The 22,255-nt window shown below is 38.2% G+C and carries 25 protein-coding genes, 1 pseudogene and 1 riboswitch; of the genes and pseudogenes, 7 read left to right on the top strand and 19 right to left on the bottom strand.

From position 1 onward, the window contains the following. Positions 1-395: 395 nt before the first annotated feature. The 3 genes and pseudogenes from AC1UFB_RS05810 to AC1UFB_RS05820 all read left to right on the top strand — a co-directional run. Positions 396-647 (top strand): annotated as a pseudogene (locus AC1UFB_RS05810) (SDR family oxidoreductase); the annotation flags it as partial. Between the two features lie 383 nt (positions 648-1,030). Next, positions 1,031-1,399: a YueI family protein gene (locus AC1UFB_RS05815; RefSeq protein WP_025911362.1), complete on the top strand. Its 369-nt coding sequence runs from the start codon at positions 1,031-1,033 to the stop codon at positions 1,397-1,399. Between the two features lie 111 nt (positions 1,400-1,510). Continuing rightward, the gene (locus AC1UFB_RS05820; protein ID WP_482588724.1) at positions 1,511-1,825 is read left to right on the top strand and encodes a hypothetical protein; all 315 of its coding nucleotides are present in this window, start codon (positions 1,511-1,513) and stop codon (positions 1,823-1,825) included. On the opposite strand, the gene AC1UFB_RS05825 is transcribed toward AC1UFB_RS05820, so the two are convergent. The 4 genes from AC1UFB_RS05825 to AC1UFB_RS05840 form a co-directional block, all read right to left on the bottom strand. Next, on the bottom strand, positions 1,721-2,470 hold the full coding sequence (locus AC1UFB_RS05825; protein ID WP_025908425.1) for a cell wall hydrolase: 750 nt from the start codon (positions 2,468-2,470) through the stop codon (positions 1,721-1,723). The two genes, AC1UFB_RS05820 and AC1UFB_RS05825, sit on opposite strands and share 105 nt — an antisense overlap. Before the next feature lie 769 nt (positions 2,471-3,239). Beyond that, positions 3,240-3,566, bottom strand: a complete 327-nt coding sequence (locus tag AC1UFB_RS05830; RefSeq protein ID WP_061786160.1) for a hypothetical protein — start codon at positions 3,564-3,566, stop codon at positions 3,240-3,242. Between the two features lie 70 nt (positions 3,567-3,636). Beyond that, positions 3,637-3,831, bottom strand: a complete 195-nt coding sequence (locus AC1UFB_RS05835; protein WP_025908423.1) for a hypothetical protein — start codon at positions 3,829-3,831, stop codon at positions 3,637-3,639. 16 nt (positions 3,832-3,847) lie between these two features. Further along, entirely contained in the window at positions 3,848-4,702 is an 855-nt protein-coding gene (locus AC1UFB_RS05840; protein ID WP_061786161.1) for a patatin-like phospholipase family protein, read from the bottom strand. Positions 4,703-4,944: 242 nt separating this feature from the next. Between AC1UFB_RS05840 and AC1UFB_RS05845 the strand changes: the two genes are divergently transcribed. Beyond that, positions 4,945-5,130, top strand: coding sequence for a YkvS family protein (locus AC1UFB_RS05845; protein ID WP_025908421.1), 186 nt, complete (start codon positions 4,945-4,947; stop codon positions 5,128-5,130). A gap of 242 nt (positions 5,131-5,372) precedes the next feature. On the opposite strand, the gene AC1UFB_RS05850 is transcribed toward AC1UFB_RS05845, so the two are convergent. From AC1UFB_RS05850 to AC1UFB_RS05895, 10 genes are all read right to left on the bottom strand, one after another. Continuing rightward, complete coding sequence (locus AC1UFB_RS05850; protein WP_025908420.1) at positions 5,373-6,074, bottom strand: oxidoreductase; 702 nt, start codon at positions 6,072-6,074, stop codon at positions 5,373-5,375. A 66-nt stretch (positions 6,075-6,140) separates the two neighbouring features. Further along, entirely contained in the window at positions 6,141-6,638 is a 498-nt protein-coding gene (queF, locus tag AC1UFB_RS05855) for a preQ(1) synthase (protein WP_061786159.1), read from the bottom strand. Between the two features lie 99 nt (positions 6,639-6,737). Next, entirely contained in the window at positions 6,738-7,469 is a 732-nt protein-coding gene (gene queE / locus AC1UFB_RS05860; protein WP_440839939.1) for a 7-carboxy-7-deazaguanine synthase QueE, read from the bottom strand. Then, a complete protein-coding gene (gene queD / locus AC1UFB_RS05865) occupies positions 7,462-7,905 on the bottom strand; it encodes a 6-carboxytetrahydropterin synthase QueD (RefSeq protein WP_144593624.1) in 444 nt (147 codons plus the stop codon). Before queD ends, queE begins: the two co-directional genes overlap by 8 nt. Beyond that, a complete protein-coding gene (gene queC / locus AC1UFB_RS05870; RefSeq protein WP_025908416.1) occupies positions 7,905-8,567 on the bottom strand; it encodes a 7-cyano-7-deazaguanine synthase QueC in 663 nt (220 codons plus the stop codon). The genes queD and queC overlap by 1 nt, the downstream gene beginning before the upstream one ends. 174 nt (positions 8,568-8,741) lie before the next feature. Further along, a riboswitch (PreQ1 riboswitch) is annotated at positions 8,742-8,785 on the bottom strand. Between the two features lie 66 nt (positions 8,786-8,851). Then, positions 8,852-9,958, bottom strand: a complete 1,107-nt coding sequence (locus AC1UFB_RS05875) for a GerAB/ArcD/ProY family transporter (protein WP_100347417.1) — start codon at positions 9,956-9,958, stop codon at positions 8,852-8,854. 21 nt (positions 9,959-9,979) lie between these two features. Continuing rightward, complete coding sequence (locus AC1UFB_RS05880; RefSeq protein ID WP_025908414.1) at positions 9,980-10,246, bottom strand: GerAB/ArcD/ProY family transporter; 267 nt, start codon at positions 10,244-10,246, stop codon at positions 9,980-9,982. 9 nt (positions 10,247-10,255) lie between these two features. Next, a complete protein-coding gene (locus AC1UFB_RS05885) occupies positions 10,256-10,492 on the bottom strand; it encodes a hypothetical protein (RefSeq protein WP_062687304.1) in 237 nt (78 codons plus the stop codon). A 6-nt stretch (positions 10,493-10,498) separates the two neighbouring features. Continuing rightward, a complete protein-coding gene (locus AC1UFB_RS05890) occupies positions 10,499-11,701 on the bottom strand; it encodes a Ger(x)C family spore germination protein (protein ID WP_482588728.1) in 1,203 nt (400 codons plus the stop codon). Positions 11,702-11,723: 22 nt separating this feature from the next. After that, positions 11,724-13,307 carry a spore germination protein gene (locus tag AC1UFB_RS05895; RefSeq protein WP_482588730.1) on the bottom strand — a complete coding sequence of 528 codons (1,584 nt, stop codon included), beginning with the start codon at positions 13,305-13,307 and terminating at the stop codon, positions 11,724-11,726. Positions 13,308-13,553: 246 nt separating this feature from the next. On the opposite strand from AC1UFB_RS05895, the gene AC1UFB_RS05900 reads away from it, so the two are divergent. Further along, entirely contained in the window at positions 13,554-14,273 is a 720-nt protein-coding gene (locus AC1UFB_RS05900) for a 3-ketoacyl-ACP reductase (RefSeq protein WP_062687301.1), read from the top strand. A gap of 40 nt (positions 14,274-14,313) precedes the next feature. On the opposite strand, the gene AC1UFB_RS05905 is transcribed toward AC1UFB_RS05900, so the two are convergent. From AC1UFB_RS05905 to nhaC, 3 genes are all read right to left on the bottom strand, one after another. Continuing rightward, a complete protein-coding gene (locus tag AC1UFB_RS05905) occupies positions 14,314-14,445 on the bottom strand; it encodes a DUF6254 family protein (protein ID WP_220387615.1) in 132 nt (43 codons plus the stop codon). Between the two features lie 70 nt (positions 14,446-14,515). Beyond that, on the bottom strand, positions 14,516-15,394 hold the full coding sequence (locus AC1UFB_RS05910) for an alpha/beta hydrolase family protein (RefSeq protein ID WP_025908410.1): 879 nt from the start codon (positions 15,392-15,394) through the stop codon (positions 14,516-14,518). Positions 15,395-15,687: 293 nt separating this feature from the next. Next, positions 15,688-17,061, bottom strand: coding sequence for a Na+/H+ antiporter NhaC (nhaC, locus tag AC1UFB_RS05915; protein WP_482588732.1), 1,374 nt, complete (start codon positions 17,059-17,061; stop codon positions 15,688-15,690). Positions 17,062-17,408: 347 nt separating this feature from the next. On the opposite strand from nhaC, the gene AC1UFB_RS05920 reads away from it, so the two are divergent. Further along, positions 17,409-17,642, top strand: a complete 234-nt coding sequence (locus AC1UFB_RS05920; RefSeq protein ID WP_482588734.1) for a hypothetical protein — start codon at positions 17,409-17,411, stop codon at positions 17,640-17,642. Between the two features lie 194 nt (positions 17,643-17,836). Then, complete coding sequence (locus tag AC1UFB_RS05925) at positions 17,837-19,975, top strand: ATP-dependent Clp protease ATP-binding subunit (RefSeq protein ID WP_025908408.1); 2,139 nt, start codon at positions 17,837-17,839, stop codon at positions 19,973-19,975. 50 nt (positions 19,976-20,025) lie between these two features. Here AC1UFB_RS05925 and AC1UFB_RS05930 read toward each other — a convergent pair whose 3' ends face one another. Both AC1UFB_RS05930 and AC1UFB_RS05935 read right to left on the bottom strand, forming a co-directional pair. Then, on the bottom strand, positions 20,026-20,298 hold the full coding sequence (locus AC1UFB_RS05930) for a hypothetical protein (protein ID WP_061786601.1): 273 nt from the start codon (positions 20,296-20,298) through the stop codon (positions 20,026-20,028). Positions 20,299-20,502: 204 nt separating this feature from the next. Further along, on the bottom strand, positions 20,503-22,197 hold the full coding sequence (locus AC1UFB_RS05935; protein WP_100347412.1) for a M3 family oligoendopeptidase: 1,695 nt from the start codon (positions 22,195-22,197) through the stop codon (positions 20,503-20,505). Positions 22,198-22,255: the final 58 nt, after the last annotated feature.

Genomic DNA, 22,255 nt, shown 5'->3' on the forward strand with positions numbered 1-22,255 from the left:
CCCCTTATTCGACTTTTTCTGACGTCATGTATGATATTCGCTTTTTTTATTCTTTTTTCCTTTAAAACAGGAAAAGAAGTGAACCACCGCTCACTCCTTTTCTTTAAAAATCATGTTATACGATATTGCATATATTTCCTTATTCAGTTCACATGGGCATAAGCGGGATTTTTTAACATTTAAACTTATAACCCTTGACAAGTTTAAACGTTATGTTTAGAATTAACTTCCCTAGATTTGAAATATATAAGTGTACAATGTTAGAAATAGTTAGTCTTCCCTGTAATGAAGCACGCCCTGTGGGCGTGCTTCATTTTCATTTATTGAAATAAATACATATCTCAATTCCCCCAGGTAATACTACTACCATCTTTTTATGACTGGAGAAGGATGTCATTACAGTAAATGCGCTTTGTCCTGGTTATGTAGATACGCCACTTGTTCGTAACCAACTTCAAGACTTAGCTAAAACACGTAACATCTCACTTGAGAAAGTATTAGAACAAGTAATCTACCCCCTCGTTCCACATCAGCGTTTGCTAACAGTTGATGAAATTGCTGATTATGCACTTTTCCTAGCAAGCGATAAAGCGAAAGAAGTGCCAGGCCAAGCCATTGTAATGGACGGCGGGTATACAGCTCAGTAAAAAATGACATAAAAAAGGCGATGAATTTTGCGTTCATCGCCCATTTTATGAAAAGGATAAAATGATTGCATCTTTATAATGGAAAACCCTTTTTTGACCATTAGTTTAAGGCTTATTCTCCCCTTTATAAACCTCAAAACGCGCTATTATTGTATAAAGTCATCTCCCCAAACAACTTTATACAAACCGAACTGAAATCGCTTACAATCTTAACTTTATGAAATCATTTCCTTTTCGTTCTATGTTCATTAAACACTAATTTTTTCAAAATAGCAACCCTTTTTATCGGATTTCTTTAAGTATGTTCTAAAAGATGATATTTTTATATGAAGTCCTCATATTTTATTGAAATATGGGGAAATGATACGTAAGAAGGAGTGACAATTATGAGTGAAAACATCGAAGAATATTTAGAAAGAGGACTATATGGCACCCAAGAAACAAAGCAAGCTGAGCGTAAATACTTCCTCACTGCTTTACGTGAACGAATTGAAATTGCTCTAACTAAGGGACAGGTAATGAAGCCAACCGTTTATAAAGAGGTTGAAACAACCATCACTAACGTTCAAAGTGGACAAGTCTTTTTAAACGGAACGATTTCCTACTCTTTTTTATCAAAATATATTCAAATAGCAAACAAACATAACGTTCCTTTTACTATTGTACAAAATCTAGAAGCTGATACAGATATCGGACTCGTGGTCACAGGGTCAAAAGGTTCCACAGAAAATGAAATTTTTATCAAAAATTAAAGAGGCTGGGACATAAGTAATTCAGCCAATGATAAACCTGAACGATTGAGAGTTTCTCACTTTTAATCGTTCAGGTTTTTTGTTGATTGTGAAAACAATGTTGGAAACAGGGTGGAATGGAGCGTAGGACACTCGACTCCTGCGGGAAAGAGAGGGAAAACTGAGATCCCGCAGCGCAGCGAGGAAGCTCAGGTTCCTCCCCGCGGAAAGCGAGTGGCCGTAGCGCAATGGAACGAACGTGTTCAGACAAACCAAAGAGATTGGAACAGCTATTGTTCGTCTCTTAGAAGCAATCATTTTGTTATGTCCCAAACTTTTTCTTTATTTTGCAAATACATGATTTCCAATTGTTTTTACAACTTGACGAGAGCGAATCCAATCATCTGTCGCTGTGTCAGGGTTATAAAAGTAAATGGAATCATTTAAGCGATCTTTTCTCATTAGTGCCTCTTCCACTGCACGGTGTGCTTCATCAGATGCTGGCTTATTAATTGAGCCGTTTTGAACAGGAGAAAACGCATAGCTAGTCCCTACCACTTCCATAATTACTCCGTTAACACTGTTTGGAAACTGCTGTGACTCTACACGATTTAGGACAACGATAGCTACACCTAATTTTCCTTCATACGACTCACCTTTTGCTTCCGCTTCTACTAAGCGTGCCAACAAATCTTTCTCTCCTTGAGAAATGGCCATTCCTTCAGGAGCCGGCTGTGTTTCTGCCTTAACTTCTTCTACTTCAGCAGGTTGGCTTACTTCTTCCGTTTCAACCGCTTTAACGGCTTTCTCTTCTTCAGCTACTTTTGACTCTGAAATTAGCCCATCAGTATCTCGACCGTTTGGCTTTTCTGGAATACGAAGCGTTTCCCCTTCATAAATCCATTCGTCTGTACGATTATTTTCGTCCATTATATCTGCAATGGTTACACCATATTGTTTACTTAACTGCCCAAGGGTATCTCCCTTAATGACTTTATATTTCGTTTCTGCTACTGCGACTGACTGAACGCTTCCAAGAGCAAACATAGCAGTTAGCATCATGAATAAAGACTTAACATAACTCTTTTTCATGCGGTAATACCTCCTGAAAATTCGTATGGTACTACTCTAACATAGCGTAGTACCTCTTTCACCGAACGATTCCTTTACATTTCTTTTAGTTTGATTAATAACATTACGAATCAAACACGATTATGACAATAATCCTATATATTTGTCATAATGAAGGAATTTTTTTGTGCAAGGAGGTAGGTATTACCTTGTTTATATTTCCCTTTTCAGACTTTTGACTCACTTCAAAATCATTTCAATTCTAGAAATAAATGCACATTTAACTACTCTATAACTACATTTGCTGAAAGAAGCAATTATTCGAAACGAACTCTATGCCACACCTTTCCCCCAAGATATTGTGAGTAAAACAACTCCTATCAGGCAAAGTCATCATTCGTTATGTGAAACTTTCCTCTTAGAAAATCGAATTAAAAAGATATAGAGTATGACTTCTCCTTTTCCTTAAAAGTCCTGTGATTGAAGCGAACTATCTGAAGTGAGAATCACGACTCATTGTGCGCGTTCTGCCCTCTTTCACACCCAAACAATACATAGAGATAAGTAGTTTTCCCACTACTCGAAGAAGCCTGTGATTGCAACGAAGGATGAGAGACTCCTGCAGGACTAGCGAGTGCTCTGAGACCCGGCAAGTTTACGAGGAGGCTTAGGCTTAGACCGAGCCTTGCGGAAAGGGAGCAGCCGGAGTAGAAATCACGACCCATTGTATGCGTTCTTTCTTCTTTCAAAACAAAAAAGATGAAGCGCAAATTTACACGCTTCATCTTCTTTAATCTTCAAGCTCTATTTCTACAACATCATAGAAATCAATTACTAGCTTAGCACCTGTATCGTCCATAAACGTAAACGCAGATTGATCGTCTGATAAATCCAGGACATAACCTGACAGTAGCTGTTCACTATTATCATAAACCGTTGTTAATGAAACCTTTTTGTGCTCAACAAACGCTTCTTCTAATAATGAATGGAGGTCGTACTCCCGGTCGTCAGCTGGCCGGTTTGTTAACAGCATCCCATATGTCATCTGTCCATTTTTATCTTTCCATATATAATCTGCAAAATAAAATGGTGCTGTACTTTTTCGAAAATCGTCCATGTAATCCCTCCTATAGCTACACATTACTTTCATTATATAAGCGTCTGCTCAAGAAAGCTAGCGTTTCAACTTAACTACGAGGCGTTTCGGTATAATAATACGTAAAGTTCCCACCTCGACCAGCTACTCCGCGAAAATGCTTGAAATCCTCTCTTCTTACAAGCACAGGTTGAAACCCTAAAAAATCCTCTTTACGAACGTGTAGCTCTTGAATCTCGCCGTCACGGAGAGCATCTAACTGCTTCATTACTTCCTCTTCGTTCATTTATATGTACTCCTTTCTACGAAAAGTCCTTTAACCATTCTTTTAGTTTATCATACTGTTCTGCAGCTTCTTCATATCCTTGCTTATACAAAACGTCTAACTTTGATCGGTCTTTCTCCATTCGCCCTACTACCAGTGGCTTCTGTGGACGAATCACAAATATATTTCCTGCTTCCTCCTGCTCATCGATATAAGCAAGCGTATCATTATAAAGCTTATAGCGGTTCTCTAATGCCTTAACTAAACCTGGATACTTACGATAATAACGCTTTGTAAACCAAGATGAACTGGATTTTTTCTTTTGGTATCCTTTATTTCGTGTTAACACTACAATATTTTTCTTAAATCCATCACTCTCTGCTTTTTTTACTGGAATTGGATCGCTGATTCCCCCGTCTAACAGCTGTTTACCACCATACTCCACAACTTTTGACACAAATGGAAGCGAGCTTGATGCGCGAATAATGGTCAACAAATCGTCCTCATGATTGTCAAAATAAACAGGCTTTCCCGTTACGCAGTCCGTTGTGCCTACTACAAGCTGTTCAGTTCGCTTGTGAAAAGAATCAAAATCAAATGGAAGTAAGCTGGTTGGAATTTCTTCAAATACAAAATCCATCCCAAACATCTCACGCGTCTTAAAATAATTTCGCAGTGACAAATAACGTGGATCATCTATATAATCTAGATTAGCTCGACGGCTTCTTCCTACTTGTCGTGATAAATAGGAAGTTGCATGACAGGCTCCCGCCGAAACACCAATCACATAAGGTAAATATAAATCTTGTTCCATAAAGTAATCAAGTACCCCCGTTGTATAAAGGCCTCTCATACCGCCACCTTCTAATACTAACCCTGTATTTCTCATAATAATTGACACCTTCTATTTCTAATGTTTTAATCATTAAATAATCCTACATGTCAGTACTATATCGAATTACCCTCCTTTTGTCGAAGAATTCACTTAAAAAAACGTCTTTTTTTACATTTTTAAAAAAACATCTTTACTAATTAACCAATTTAAGGCAAAATTGAGAAAAAGAAAATAGAAAGCGTTAACTAGGTTTACTTTTATAAATTTTCTGAAAATAATCTAATGAAGGAGCGATTGCGATGAAAATTGCAGAGGTAGGAAACGTAATTGAATTTAAAAATGGTTTAAAAGGTATTGTAGAAAAGGTAAATGAGAACTCTGTAATTGTTGACCTAACTTATATGACTAACTATCGTGATTTAGACTTAGAACAGCGCACGGTTGTAAACCATAAAAACTACACCATTATCAATCATGCGATGTAACAAATAACCACCCAGTACTTTGTACTGGGTGGTTATTTGTTACAAATCTTTTCCTTTTGCTCTTTACTTAAAATACCGAGTTTGTACAACATATACGCATATTGTTGTGCTTTTTTAGCCGATTTCATTTCCTTCCTCCTCATGCTTTTACTTTATTATATTCACACAACTAAAAAAGTTTCCTTAAGGAAAGAAAAATAGCTTCCTCTAAAAAAAGAAAAAAGCCTCTAAATTCGAGGCTTTTACTTTGCAATCACTTTTTTACCATTTGTAAATGAGTAATAACATTCTCCTGTGAAAATATCTTGACTTTCATGGATATGAACCCCTGCTTTATCTTCCATAGCCGCTTTCATCATTGCTTTTGCAACATTGTAAGCTTTAATTGGTCGATATTTCTTCCATTTACCAATTAGGCAGAATGAGCAAGACTTAAGAGTGTATTCCCCTACTTTTTCAAACAAACGAAACTCATCGCGTTTGCCTAATAGTAGCGATGGACGGAAGAAATGCGTAGATCGAATGTACAGACTCGCAATATCTTCTTCCACCTGACCTTTTACCTTACTGTAAAAGAAAGGAGAACGAAGATCAGCACCAATTGCTGTAACGGTTAAAAAGTTTTGGCAGCGATTTGCTTCGGCACATTTTGCTGCTTTTAGTGGGAATTCATAGTCCACTTTAATAAATTTCGATTTTGTTTTTGCTTTCTTCATCGTTGTGCCTAAACAACAATATACATCATCAACTGCAAAATCTTTCTCATACTTTTCAAGCTCTGCAAAATCAATTTCGAGCTGACGTAGCTTTTCATGTTCAACCGGCAGTGCCTTTCGAACAAGTACTGTCACATGGCTATATGAGCGATTATCTAAAAGCAACTGTAAAAGTTCTTGACCAATAAGGCCACTTGCTCCTAGTACTAATGCTGATCTTTGTGACATTCTTTCACCTTCTCACCTTGTTGTTGTTTACATCGGAAAACAGGTTGTTAAGACAACCTGCTTTCATTAACGATTATCAATCGTTTCTGGATATAAATCGTGATTCATTAATCGATAAGAAGCCATTTCTTCATACTTTGTGCCTGGACGACCATAGTTTGTATATGGATCAATGGAAATTCCACCACGTGGCGTAAATTTCCCCCATACCTCAATATAACGTGGATTCATTAATTCGATTAAGTCATTCATAATAATATTCATACAATCTTCATGGAAATCACCATGATTTCGGAAACTAAACAAATAAAGCTTTAAAGACTTACTTTCAACCATTTTTTCATCAGGTATATAGCTAATATAGATTGTAGCAAAATCAGGCTGTCCTGTTTGCGGACATAAGCTTGTAAATTCTGGACAATTAAATTTAACGAAATAATCTCGATTTGGATGCTTGTTATCAAACACCTCTAAAATTTCTGGTGAATACTCAAACAAGTACTTTGTTCCTTGATTACCTAAAAGCGTTACACCTTCTAATTCCTCTTCTTTACGACCACTCATGTGTGTTTCCTCTCTTTCTACGATTGTCATTCTAACAGCGTTTTTTCATTTTGTACATATTTGTTTTTGTATTTTATTTGTAAATTTTTTAAAGAACGCTTACACGCCTCTTTTATTTCCCCATACAAGTGCATGAACCTGCGGCAACACGCGTACATTATTCATATCTGTTGTAGCTACAACAAGATCAATTAGCCACTCATACTTCCCTAATAATTTACAAGTTAACGCCTCGTCATCCGTTGTTGTCAAATCATCATTTCCTACTTGAACAAAGAATGGCACTGATGGATAGCGCTGATGAATGTGTTTTGCATAATCGAAATCCGTTTCATCAAACACAACCACTTTAATGCTAATATGTTGACTACGTCCATTGTTTTGCAAGCGTTCAACAATATCATCCAACACTTCGTAATTTGTCTTCATTCCCGAGCTTGGTGGCTTGGGTGAAAGAGTTAAATCATCAATTTTATAAAACCACTCTTGAAAGCGACTTCCCTGAGTTTCAAGCGCGACTTGCTTTTGATGATCATGCAAGCGATCAATCAGTTTATCTAAAGATTTCAACAGCGCTGGATTCCCGCCTGAAATAGTTACATGGTCAAAGCGGTCTCCTCCTAAGGTTTGCAATTCATGCCAGACCTCTTCGTCCGTCAGTTGACGGATGTCACTTTTCGCTGACCCATCCCAAGTAAATGCCGAATCACACCAACTGCATGAGTAATCACAGCCAGCTGTGCGCACAAACATTGTTTTTCGGCCCACAACCATTCCTTCTCCTTGAATTGTTGGACCAAATATTTCCAGAACAGGAACCTTATTATTCATCTCGCTTCACCTTCTTTGGACGATATACAACATAGCTTGTAGGAGTTTCACGAACAAACACTTGCACGCATGCTGGCTTATTTTCAAGTTCATCTAAGTGAGCTTGTACAAGTTCATAAATTTTCCGAGCAATCACTTCAGATGTTGGGAAATCATTCGCATCCTCTTCATTAAATAAATGCTTATGATCATTTAAAAGCGTATGGTCGAACTGACCAGACACAATCTTTTTCAACGTAGCAAAGTTAACTAGAAAGCCTGATGAATCTAATTCATCACCTGCAATAGTTAAATTAACAAAATACGTATGGCCATGAACCTGCTGACATTTTCCTGCTGACTCATGAGGAACAAAATGCGCAGCGGCAAAATTCATGTCTTTATTTAATTCGTACGAATAAGGATGTGCTACCTGTGGGTAAATTTGCTGAAGCATTACTGTTCCCCTCCTTGTTTCGTGTCAAGATATTGTTCTAGACCTCTCTTGCGAAGTTTACATGCAGGACACTCTCCGCACCCGTCTGCAATAATACCGTTATAGCAAGTTAATGTATGTTCACGTACATAGTCAAGCGCACCTAGTTCATCCGCTAGTCCCCATGTCTCTGCTTTATCAATCCACATTAACGGTGTGTGAATAACAAATTCAAAATCCATTGATAAATTCAGCGTTACGTTTAGCGATTTAACAAACACATCTCTGCAGTCTGGATACCCTGAAAAATCTGTTTCGCATACACCTGTTACTAAATGACGTGCACCGCTATTTTTAGCTAATACAGCCGCAAATGATAAAAAGAGAAGGTTGCGTCCGTCCACAAACGTTGTCGGTAGCTCCCCTTCCTCTTGGCTAATGTCAATATCATCTCTTGTTAGTGCGTTAGGCGCTAGTTGGCTTAACAACGACATATCTAAAATTGTGTGCTTCACACCAAGATCTTTTGCAATGGCTTCTGCAACCTCAATCTCTTTACTATGACGCTGACCGTAGCCGAACGTAACAGTTTCCACTTCTTTAAAATTTTTTAGCGCCCAAAATAAACAAGTCGTACTATCTTGTCCACCGCTAAATACAACAATTGCTTTTTCGTTTTTCATTTTTTTGTCTCCTTTTCCTTTATAAAGTCAAAGAAGAAAACATTCCGTTGTTTAGATCATATAAAAAAAGAGATTGCTTCGTTTGCAATCTCCCTTAACTAAGAATCCCTTTCTTATATTAAAAAAGAAACAGGAAAAAAGCCCCTAAAATCGGCGCCATTTGTCATCTCACTGATGATCTTAGTTTTTTATAGAGGGAGTTTACGAACCTCTCCCGCACATAGAGCACGGCATTTCTTCTTTCAATTTTCGCTTTTAACTATATCATACTCCATTTAAAATTACTATGTACTTCTACTTTTCTTCCTACTTTTCAATTGAATCATCACCAGCGTTACGATTGGAATGACAAACTGCATGGGAATGTGAATCCAAACTGGTACAATTTTCAAACCTATCTCTAAATGTTTAACAAAATTATCCGACATAAAAATAGTCGTAGTCAGAATGGATACCGTAACCAAAAGGAGTGATAGCTTGTGACTCCTGGTTTGATAAATATCTTTTATCCCTAAAATAGCTGCATATGCGAAAATCGTTACTTTAGCAAAACCGCCAATAATAAGAACACTAATGGCTAGCATATCCATCCGCTGAATAATATCTCCAATATTCACTTGCTGTACGGTTACAAGTAGGGGGATTGTCGATGATTCTACCAAGTGCTGTCCGAGTGTAGTTAAGTTAATTAAACTTAACATACTAAGCATAACGCCTCCTATCACCACGGCACGCGTTCCCATCTTTCTAAGAGACTTTTCTCCTTTTATAAACTGGTTAAACATTAAGAAAACAACCATTTCTCCAAATGGAAACGTCAAAATAAGCGGAAACACCGCTCTAAAAATTGAACCGATTCCTTCAGCTAAAATGGGGTGCATATGATCTGGGTTCATAACATCAGAAAAGAACAGTAAGAAAAAAACTAATACAATGAAGCCAACAAAAACAACTAACAATAACACACTCGCTCTTGCGATTGGCTCAACTTCTAAAAAGCATGCATACGCAATAACTAGCGTCATAACCCCGCCCACAATAACTAGAGGCGTATCCCTCATTGATGTTAACAATAACAGGTCACAAAAGTCTCTTAGAACACGCGCACCAATGTAAATAAAATATAGCACGTACAGCATGCAAATAATTTTGCCAACTAGCTTTCCAAAAGCAATTTTTAATATTGTTGGAAACGTTTCTTCTGGATGCCTTTTATATAAAAGTGTAAAAAGAGCAAAGAAAGGCAGGTACATTAACATCCCTACTAAAACGGCAATCCATGCGGATTGACGTGCTTCCTGTCCAATACTCACAACGGTCGCACTTCCAAATAAGAACAGCAGCATCATTGAGAATAGTTGAAAATTGCTTATTACTAAGCGTGAATGCATTCCTTTCCTCTCCTTTCCTCACTAGGTAGTTACCGATTTTCGGTCATACTTGCCACAAGACTTCTTTGCTATATCAATTAGCGTCGATTGAGGGTATTTTTGGATTAACCATAATAAAAGCCTCGCAAATACTAACCCACTTCCTGTTCCAATTATTGCACAAATCCAAGCGATGTTCTTTGCCACAGCTAATAATAAAGTAGATACAACTAAGATTGCACTTCCAATGGAGAATACATGGGTTAATGTAAAGAACTGTTTCCCACTTATCACTTCTTTTTGGCTCATATTGAACACCTACACCGAATAAAATGAAGAAAAGATATCAATGATGGACTGCATCCAAAACTCAAGGGCATACAGCGGAGTTGGAATGGTTATTCGAAAAATAACCGCTATCCACATTACCACTCTTATAGTAGAAAAGCTGCTGTATATTACGATTTCTTTTATCTGTTTTTGTTGATAAAGAGGGCGGATTGCCTTATATGCTAAAAAGCTGAATACCCCTAAAAACAGCAGTAAGTTTTCCATGTTGCACTAATCCTGCATCTCTTTCATGTATGGGTTATTCAACGTTCCAAGTCGACGGATTTGCACATCTACTTTTAAGTTCACTTCTAGATCTGTCGCAAAGATTTCATCCCAGCGATTTTTCATCTTGTTCCAGTCCTTTACGTTTTGGCGGTAAAAAACTTCTCCAAACCCAAAGACATCACTTTGATATTCGTTTTGTGCTCTCTTAATTGCTCTTCGCATTTTATCTTGCACATCATGTTCCGCTTTTTTCTCTAGTTCAGTAATCATAGCAGGGTCCTGCAAGTTAACCTGGCACTCTACGTCAGCGATGTTTGCTTCTCCCTTTAAGTTCACATCAATAACAGGCTTTCCACCTTTCATACGGCTTTTAATATCCGTACTTGTTCGCAGCATCTCAACTCCAATAATGTCATGGGATTTTTCTTTTTTTTCACACGGAATAACAACGACCGTACTTTTTACATTTCCGGTAACATAGTTATATCCTTTACTTTCACTTTCATTAAACCACCCAACAAGTTCATCTCCTTTAAAAATGCCAAGACCTTTAAATTTTAGAATGTTTTTTTGATTAACTCGCTGGATATTTGCCATATCTCCGCCTTTTTTGTGGTTACCTTTTACAAGAACAGCGGTTAACACAGGATGTTTGCCTTGACTCGTTAAGTTACTAATAAGCTCATTCAGCTTTACACCTCGCGTAGGCGCCCAAACTTTTTGTGACGTATCCAATGCAGCAAACATATAATTGGCTGGAATTTTTTCAATGGTTGTCAAGACATTTAAAACGGATGAAGCGCGTGAATTTTTTGCTACCACAACAAAATAATCGGTTCGCACCTCATGATCTCGCGCGAAAAAATCTAACACTTCAGCAATTCCGCTTTTTGCAATTCCTTCACTAAGAACAAGCATCCGTAAATGAGATAAGTATATTTCTCTAGGTGATTTAATTGTCATTTTCCGAAGAGCTTCCATGACAGAATCTGCTTTAATCGAGTACGTAGTAACCGAGGGACCATTCGTCGGCGTTTGGGCTTGAATATCGCCCGGGTTAATAATTTGAACCGTTAACTCAATTCCATCTTTTACTTCGTCAATACCTACCGCTACGGTGATGGCCAATTCATTTAGCTCTCGACTACTCCAACAGCCTGATAGTGGGAGTAGACATATGCATAATACAAGTACGATTCGTTTCATGCTTATTCCACCTTTATAAAAGCTAATTCTCATCATTTGACCGTTCACGTACAACGTTTTGTTCGCTAATAAGCTTCGGTCTCGTATTCATTTTCTTTAACGAACGACGAATGAGCGCATCTTTTTGGTCACTACTTACAAATGGAGCCATTGGTGTCATATATGGAATACCAAATGAACGTAAACTGCACAGATGTAGAATCATTAAAATAAGTCCTAAAATAATTCCAAACAATCCAAATGTTGCTGCTAAAAACACCAAGACAAAGCGAAGCATCCTTACAGCAATCGCCATATCGTAAGCCGGCGATACAAAGTTACTGATGGCAGTTATGGATACAACAATGACCATCGCTGGTGAGACCACCCCCGCCTGTACCGCAGCCTCCCCTAATACGAGCGCTCCTACAATCGAAATAGCAGAACCTATGGCTCTTGGCAATCGAATTCCTGCCTCACGCAAAACTTCAAAGACCACTTCCATAATCAATGCTTCAATTACGGCTGGAAAAGGGACACCTTCACGCTGAGCTGCAATACTAACAAGCAAATTAAACGGCAGCATTTCTTGATGAAAAGTGGTAAGCGCAACATAAGTTGACGGCGTTAATAAAGCTAAGAAAAATGCGACGTATCGAATAATACGAATGAGTGTACTAATATCTGCACGCTGATAATAATCTTCAGCAGCTTGAAAGAATTGAATAAACACAGCCGGGACTAATAGCACAAACGGCGTTCCGTCTACAAAGATTGCTACTCGACCTTCTAAAAGACCTGCTGATACTGAGTCAGGTCTCTCTGTGTTATAAATTGTTGGAAAAGGAGTATAATCTTCATCCTGAATAAGCTCTTCAATGTATCCGCTCTCTAATATGCCGTCAATATCAATTTTAGAAAGCCGGGACTTTACTTCTTTCACCACTTGCTTATCAGCTATTCCTTTTACATACATAATCGCTACGTCTGTTTGCGTTACTTTACCGATTTTCTGAGACTCCATTCGTAAATTAGGAGATTTAATCCGTCTTCTTACCAGTGCCGTATTGGTGCGCAGCGTTTCAGTAAAGCTATCTCTTGGTCCACGCACTACTGTTTGAGCCTGTGGTTCTGAAATCGCTCTTTCTCCCCACCCTCTTGTACTAGCAATGATACACGTTTGATAACCTTCTATAAATAGAGCCGTATCACCTGATAAAACATGTAAAATCACGTCATCTAAAAGAGTCACCTCTTTAATTTCCCCAATTGCTAAGCTGTAATTTTTAATGAACTCAAACATGTTCACAGCACCATCATCATGAACGAGCTGTTTCGTATGATTATGCATGATTGATTCCATGGTAAACTCTTGTACGCTATCCTCACTCGTCAATCCATCAATATAGATAAGCCCTAATCGAAATTTCTCTTGAACTGAAATGGCAAACTCGCGGCAAACCACATCAGCACTATCTCCAAGCTCTGCTTTCACCGCATTCAAGTTATCTTTTACGCTTTTTAACAGTTCAGTATCGGAAGATGAAGATTCAGCTATTGGTTGTGATTCATTTTCTTTAGGCTTTTTAGATCGATTTTTTAATTCTGATAGTTTTTTTATTCGCATACGTCATCCTCCATTTTCCAAACGGCACAGCGTTCCTCTTCAAGTCCTTATAGTTTCTGTCTATGCAGGAAATTTATTCAGTTATCTTGGTATTTTTAACCGCCTTATAGAGCAAGAGCTTTGACAATGGTTCTCTACATTTTGTAGGATTAGATGGATTGCTAATTTATTCAGCTACTCATTTAGCATGATTTGCAAACTGATTTTAGCAATAACGATAGTTTAATTAAGAAGGAGTGACGAAAGATGGGACAATCATTACAAGGAAAAGTAGCCATCATTACTGGTGCTGGTAAAGGTATTGGCCGAGCAACAGCGCTTGATTTAGCAAAAGAAGGTGTCAACCTTGGCTTACTAGCACGTACAGAAGCTGATTTACAAGCCGTTGCACAAGAAGTCGAAGCATTGGGTGTAAAAGTTGCTTATGCTACAGCAGACGTATCTTCAATGGAAGAAGTAAATAAAGCCGTTGATTACTTATATAACCAACTAGGTAAAGCAGACATTTTAATCAACAATGCCGGCATCGGAAAATTCGGAGGCTTTTTAGAACTATCTCCCGAAGAATGGAAGCAGATCATTGATATTAACTTAATGGGTGTCTATTACGTTACAAGAGCTGTTTTACCACAAATGATTGAGAAAAACAGTGGAGATATCATTAATATCTCCTCTACTGCTGGACAAAAAGGAGCTCCTGTAACAAGTGCATACAGTGCTTCAAAATTTGGTTTATTAGGTCTGACAGAATCGCTTGCTCTTGAAGTACGCAAACACAATATTCGCGTAACTGCTTTAACACCAAGTACAGTTGCTACAGAGCTTGCTTATAAGGAAAACCTAACAGACGGTAATCCTGAAAAGGTAATGCAACCTGAAGATTTAGCGGAAATCATGGTAGCACAGCTGAAGCTACACCCTCGTATCTTTATTAAATCAGCTGGTATGTGGTCTACTAACCCTTAATCTAAACAAACAAAAAGCCCCTCGATTAGAGGGGTTTTTATTATTTATTTTTATTTTTTGGCGTAATTTCTTCTGCTAATTCTTCAAATGACTTTACTTTGCCATGAGGTGGATTTTGCGACTGTTTACGCACATTCCATTGACGCTCTTGCTGTCTTTTTGATTGTGTCATCGTTCATCATCCTTTTCTATAGTGTTCCTTTCTAGGATGTGCGAAAAACGGACGAATATGCTTGCCACTTTTATTCAACCAAATGCCGTTGAAACCACTTGTCAATCTCAGCATTATACTGATTATAATAGTTGCTTAGTGGGTGATCTCCGCCTTTGTATAAGACATATTTATACTCTTTGTTTTGTTCTTCAAGCTGCGCAACTAGCTTTTCTGCTTGCGTATGATGTACCTTTTTATCGTGATCTCCTTGTAAAATAAGAAGCGGCGAATTTACCTTATCGCTCCAATACACAACCGATCGACTTTTATATCGTTCAGGATACACCTTAGGATCTCCAACAATATCTCTTAGCACTTGCTTCATTTCAGAACCCCGTTGGTCGTAGAACTGAAACATATCCGTAATTCCGGATTGAACAACCACCGCATCAAAGGATATGCCATTTTTCATGGTTAAATACGTCATCATTCCACCGCGAGAATATCCAAACGCTACTTTTTGTTCAGGGTTTACATAAGGCAACTGTTCTCCCCATTTAATGAGGTTAAGGACATCATGAATATCGTCCCCACCGTATGTTTCTACTCCTTCGCTTCCACCATTACCACGATATTGGGTTGTAACCACAACATAGCCTTTATCCGCCCATGATGATAAGTAGCGCAGCGTTTTATCTCGAATCATACCGTGCTCACGGTTCCCGCCACGATTATAAACTAGCAGTGGATATTTTTTATCCACAATGTCTTTTGGCTGTAATAAAAAACCTTTAACCTGCAACCCATCGCTTGGATATGTGATTTGATATATATCAACACTCCTAGCATAAGGTGAAAATAAATGCACTTTCTCTTTATTAACATCGTCGCTTTCCGCTCGATAAAAAACAGCGGTTACGCCAAGTACAACGATGGTAAGTAGTACAATGAACCCCCACTTTTTCAAACAGAATCCTCTCCTCAATTACTAACTTTTATCTCTTTTTATGATGAGCCGTTTCTTTTTGCTCTACCCTTTTTAAATATTTGCTAAAAAGGATTTTTGTGGAATCCTTCACAAATAGCTCTTCAACTAAACGTTATGGTTTATTGTATTACTACTTTCTCTTTTTTGGAAGAGAAAGATTAGAGCTTCTACTCACATTACCTCTAACAGCAAATATTAAACATGATTGGTACAATAAAAAGCTTTGAATTCTTAATAAGTAATTAAGAATTCAAAGCTTTTTAGATCATAAGTTATTTTTGTTTAGCAATACCAAGTCCTGTGTAGCCCAAAATTACAGCAAATATTGGACATAGCAGACAGAAAAATGCAAAAGGTAAATAATCGACAACCGGAACACCAAGTGTTTGTGAAATGAAAGCTCCACTTACTCCCCACGGAATTAATGGGTTAATAACTGTTCCTCCATCTTCTAACGTACGAGATAAGTTTTTCTCCTGCAAGTTCCACTTCACGTAAAGAGGCTTGAATGTTTGCCCAGGTAATAAAATAGATAAATACTGCTCGCCTGTTATAACGTTAACACCAATAGATGAAAGAACTGTTGAAAACACTACATCGCCACTTCTTCGCACTTGCTTAGCTAATCCTTCAATTAAAGCTTGAACAACACCAAGTTCACGCATCAACCCACCAAGAGCTAGCGCAATAATGACAAGGGACACTGAAAACATCATGGAGTCCAGTCCGCCTTTTGTGACAATAGCATTTACAATTTCATTTCCTGAATCAATTTGACCACCGCTTTGAAGAGCCCCAAGCATGCTTCCTAATGTAACAGTTGGCTGTAATAATACCCCTGTTATTACGGCGATGATAATTCCAATTACCAACGTAGGGAGTACATCAAATCGTTTAATCGATAGAATTAACACAACAAGCGGTGACAAAAGTGTTAGAAGATTAAGGTTAAACGTATCACCTAATGCACTTTGTACAGCTTCAATATCTCCATAGTTTACACCTGTTCGATGTGTGCTTATGCCAATGACCAATGCAATTACAGCCGTTACAATAATACTTGGTAACGTGGTCCACAACATATGGCGAATGTGATCACTTAGAGAAACGCCAACAATCCCTGAAGCAAAGTTAGTTGTGTCGGATAAAGGAGACATCTTATCACCAAACACTGCTCCTGACACAATGATTCCTGCAGCTAGGCCTGGATTCACCCCAATAGCCGTTCCAATTCCAAATAAAGCTACTCCAACCGTGCTAATCGTTGTAAATGTACTTCCCGTAAAGCTCGATACTAAAATTGTGATTAAAAGTGCGCTAATTAAGAAATATCGCGGTGAAATCCAATTGAATCCATACGATAAAATAGTTGGAATCGTTCCGCCCACCATCCAGGCAGCAATTAATACACCAACAAGCATAAGAATTAAAATTGGCTTAACCCCTACTTTAATCCCTTCTACAATGCCATGTTCAAAAGTTTTCCACTTACCACCCATAAGTGCTCCAATGGTACAAAGCGCTACAATGCTAATAAGCAATGGAACATGTGGTGCTAAACCTAATAAAAATAATGATGCAAAAATAAGTCCTAATAAAACAGCGACAATCCCAATTGACTGTCCAAATGTTATCTCTTTTTTCATTAACTTGTTCCCCTCAATCTCTTTTTCACTTAAACGCTTTTATGCTTTTATGCACTAAACATAGTTGAAGTATATGGGTTATTCCTACTACTGTCAATCGCTTCTCGCCAAAAAACAACATCGTCAATAAATTCCACTCTCTTTTCTATGTTTTGCCCAATTCTAACCGGGTACATTACCTATACTTCTTATTTATAATTATTAAAGGAAAAGGTGATTGGAACGGAGGATGTGAGACTCCTACGGGATCAGCGAGGCAGCTTGAAATCCCGCAGGAACGGAGTGACGAGGAAGTTCAACGCGAGCCCCGTGGAAAGCGAACAATCCGGAGTGGAAATCACAACTCGTTGCGTATGCTCCTTCCTTCAAAACAAAAAGACAGCGAAGCAGGACTTGTTCCTTCTATTCCAGAAGCCTGTGATTGGAACGGAGGATGTGGGACTCCTACGGAATCAGCGAGACAGTTTGAAATCCCGCAGGAACGAAGTGACGAGGAAGTTCAACGCGAGCCCCGTGGAAAGCGAACAATCCGGAGTGGAAATCACAACTCGTTGCGTGCATTCTTACTACATCTCATATAAAAGGTAATAAACAAACCACAAAATATTCTACTTAAAATAAGAAATAACTTCCAAAACAAAAATGTAAGCAAAACACTTGAAAGTCAAAAAAGGTCAAAGTATAATGAACTCACAAAGGTCAAATATAGTCAAAGTCAAATTGACTAATTGATCAATGATTACATTCATTTAATCATTCTAAGGAGGTCTTTTAAATGATGTGTCAAAACTGTCAACAACGTGAAGCAACAATTTATTTAAACGTACAAGCTAATCAACAAAAATCACAATATCGTTTATGCCATACATGTTATCAATCATTAATGAAACAAAGTAAAATGCCGTCTGGATTTGGAGGTGGGCACTTCATGAACATCGATGATTTATTCAATCAATTAGCAAATGAACAAGCCATGAATCAATCAGCTCAGCAGCCTACTCCTCAGCAAAGAGGTAACGGGGGTGGATTCTTAGATGAATTTGGTCGCAACCTAACACAAATTGCAAAAGCTGGACTAATTGATCCTGTTATTGGACGTGACGAAGAAATTGAACGCGTCATTGAAATTTTAAACCGCCGTAACAAGAACAACCCTGTTTTAATCGGTGAACCTGGTGTAGGTAAAACCGCTGTTGTCGAAGGCTTAGCATTAAAAATTGCAGAAGGCGACGTTCCTTCAAAGCTCATGAACAAAGACGTATACTTACTAGACGTCGCTGCTCTTGTAGCAAACACGGGTATTCGCGGTCAGTTTGAAGAGCGCATGAAGCAGCTAATCGCCGAACTACAACAACGTAAAAACGTTATTGTATTCATTGATGAAATCCACTTGCTTGTTGGAGCGGGTTCTGCTGAAGGTTCAATGGATGCAAGTAACATCCTAAAACCAGCGTTGGCGCGAGGTGAACTTCAAGTCGTAGGTGCCACAACGCTGAAAGAATACCGCGCTATTGAAAAAGATGCGGCTCTTGAACGTCGTTTCCAGCCTGTGATGGTTCATGAACCATCTGTTGACGAAGCCGTTCAAATTTTAAAAGGCATCCAAAACAAATACGAAGCGTATCACAACGTCAACTTCACAGAAGATGCAATTAAAGCTTGTGTAAATTTATCACATCGCTACATCCAAGACCGCTTCTTACCTGATAAGGCCATTGACTTATTAGACGAAGCTGGCTCAAAAATGAACTTAAAAGCAGGTATCTCAAACAAAGACGATATCGATAAACGACTAAAAGAAATTGCTGTGGAAAAAGAAACAGCTTTAAAAGAAGAAAAGTACGAAGCGGCTGCCAAACTTCGCGATGAAGAAGCAAAACTTGAAAAGCAGCTAAACCAAGAACAAGATAAAGCTGAAGTTACCGTTGAGCATATTCAAGCAATCATTGAAAAGAAAACGGGTATTCCAGTTGGGAAACTTCAAGAAAATGAAGCTCACAAAATGAAGAACCTGTCAGCAAACCTTTCCGACAAAGTCATTGGTCAAAGCGAAGCTGTAGAAAAAGTTGCAAAAGCAATTCGTCGCTCTCGTGCTGGGTTAAAAGCTAAGCATCGTCCAATTGGATCTTTCTTATTTGTTGGTCCAACAGGAGTTGGTAAGACAGAGCTTACAAAAACTCTAGCAGAGGAAATGTTTGGCACAAAAGATGCGATGATTCGTCTTGATATGAGTGAGTATATGGAGAAACACGCGGTGTCTAAACTAATTGGCGCACCTCCAGGATACGTAGGTCATGATGAGGCTGGCCAACTAACTGAAAAAGTACGTCGTAACCCTTATTCAATCATCTTATTAGATGAGATTGAAAAAGCGCACCCTGACGTTCAGCATATGTTCCTACAAATCTTAGAGGACGGACGCTTAACCGATAGTCAAGGTCGTACAGTAAGCTTTAAAGATACTGTAATCATCATGACAAGTAACGCAGGTGTGGGAGAAAAGAAAATTACGGTGGGCTTTGAATCTGAAAATGCAGCTCTTAGACATGCATCTGTTTTAGATTCACTATCTGCTTACTTTAAGCCTGAATTCTTAAATCGTTTCGATGCCATTATTGAATTTAATCACCTTGAACAAGAACATCTGGTTAAGATTGTTGAGCTTATGCTTCAAGAATTAAAAGAAACGCTTAAAGAACAAAACATCGCCCTACAAGTTACAGATAAAGCGAAAGAAACACTAGCATCTCTTGGCTACCACCCGGCATTTGGTGCTCGCCCACTGCGTCGCGCTATACAGGAGCATGTTGAAGACCAAATTACTGACCTTTTACTAACGGATGAAGAAGTCAACGAGGTATTCATTGATGTCAATGAACAGCAAGAAATCCGCGTCACTTCTAAACTGAAATAATGAAAAAGGAAAAAGCGATTCCCTTGGGAGTCGCTTTTTTTCTATTTGTTTTATTGATTATCTTCTTGGTCATCTGTTGATTCGTCTGTTTCCTCTTCAGCTGGTTCCTCTGCCTCTTCTGTTGCGTCTTGATCTTGCTCTTCTGTATCTTCTTCTACGGCTTCTTCCTCAACTGGTGTTTCTGCCGGTTCTCCAGTTGTTTCTTCCGCATCTTCCGTTTGTTCTTGATCTGTCGTGTCTTCTCCCTCTTCTGCACTACATGCTGTCATAAGCGTAATTGCTGCAAATGCTCCAAATAATTTGACTAAGAAACTTTTACTCATCGTACCTGTCCCCTTTCAAATCAATTGAGCCACTATGTACGTGCATCAACATGGCTCTTGAGATGATTATAGTTCAAAAAAAAGGAAAAAAGAGCGTTTTTACAGTCTTCTAACAAACTCTTTACACTATGCTCATTTCTTTATATTTCTCATTCATTTCCTTTACAAAGTAACAAAAAGCGAGCCACTTCAGCTCGCTTTTCCTTACAATGATTGATCATCTATACTATTTAAATAAGCCTTAATCTCACCAACAACTGACTTTACGCAACCGTCTTCAAAAGGAGAAAGCAAATTGGCTTCTTTCACAAGCGAAGTAAACGACTTACTTCCACCCAGCTTACATAAGTGCAAATAGTCTCTCCATGCCTCTTCATGATTTTCATTATCTTTTTTCCAAAATTGAAATGCACAAATTTGCGCCAGCGTGTAATCAATATAATAAAATGGATCGTTATAAATATGGGATTGCTTTTGCCAAAATCCGCCGTTTTCAAGGTAAGCTTCCCCATCATAGTTTTTAGAAGGCATGTATTTATGTTCTAGCTTTCTCCATTCATTTTTTCGCTCTTTTGGCGTGAGCGTTGGGTTTTCATAGACAACATGCTGAAACTCATCAACTGCTACACCATAAGGTAGAAAAAGAAGGCCTGAGCTTAAATGAGTAAACTTATACTTTTGTGCGTCTTCTTTAAAAAAACTTTCCATCCACGGCCACGTAAAATACTCCATGCTCATAGAATGAATTTCAGCTGATTCATAAGTTGGCCAATAATATTCCATTACCCCAATATTTCGGCTTTGATATACTTGAAAAGCATGTCCTGCTTCGTGAGTTAATACATCAATATCACCTGAGGTCCCGTTAAAATTCGAAAAAATAAACGGTGCTTTATAACGTTCTAAAAACGTACAGTAGCCTCCACCCGCTTTGCCTTTCTTTGCAACTAAGTCCATAAGATTATTATCCATCATAAAAGCAAAGAATTCATCTGTTTCTGCTGAAAGCTCACTATACATCTTTTTACCTTTCTCAATAATCCAGCTTGCATCTCCTTTTGGGGTTGCGTTGCCTGTTTGAAATTCAAACGACTCATCATAATAGAGTAATTCGTCAACTCCAATACGATCTGCCTGTCTCTTTTTAAGTTCTTCTGCTAATGGAACAATTTCTGTTAAGACTTGCGCGCGAAATGCTTGAACCATCTCTGCGTTATAGTCTGTACGAGTCATACGTGCATACCCAAGCTCTACAAAATTTTTATACCCCAGCTTTTTTGCCATTTTTGTTCGTACTTGAACTAACTCATCATAAATCCGATCAAATTCATCTTCATGGTCTTTAAAAAATTGAAAGCGTGAAGTCGCAGCACTTTTTCTAGTTTCTCTGTTTGGTGACTGCATGAAAGGCTCCAGCTGAGCAAGAGTGCGTTCTTCACCGTCAAACATAATTTTAGCGGAGGCTATAAGCTTCGTATACTGAGAAGAAAGTCTGTTTTCTTGTTGTAAATCTTCAATGAGAGACGGATGGAACGTTTTTAATTGGTTTTCAGCTAATGCAAATAGCTGCGTTCCTAATGCAGCCTCTAGCTTTTCGCGAAAGCTTGATGAAACAAGCGCTTCGTAGTATTGATGCATAAGCTCTTCATACAGAGGGTTGATTTCATCAAAATAATCCTGTTCGTTTTGATAAAACTCATCGTTTGTATCAATGGAATGGCGAATATAACATAAGTTGCTCATCGTACTATAATCTGTTCGCAACTCGTTTAATTCTTCAATCGCTTCGTACTGTTTTTCAATGGTTTTAGCTTCTTTTAAAATGCCAATGCTTTGTTTAAACTCTTTTTTCAGCTGATTTAAATCCGGTCTTTCATATGTATATTGATGAAATGTCACGTCTTTTTCCCCTCTCTTTTTATAGGCTCATTTATGTACTTGGTGATGATTACATAAT

This window comes from Priestia sp. KCTC 13724, assembly GCF_056820425.1.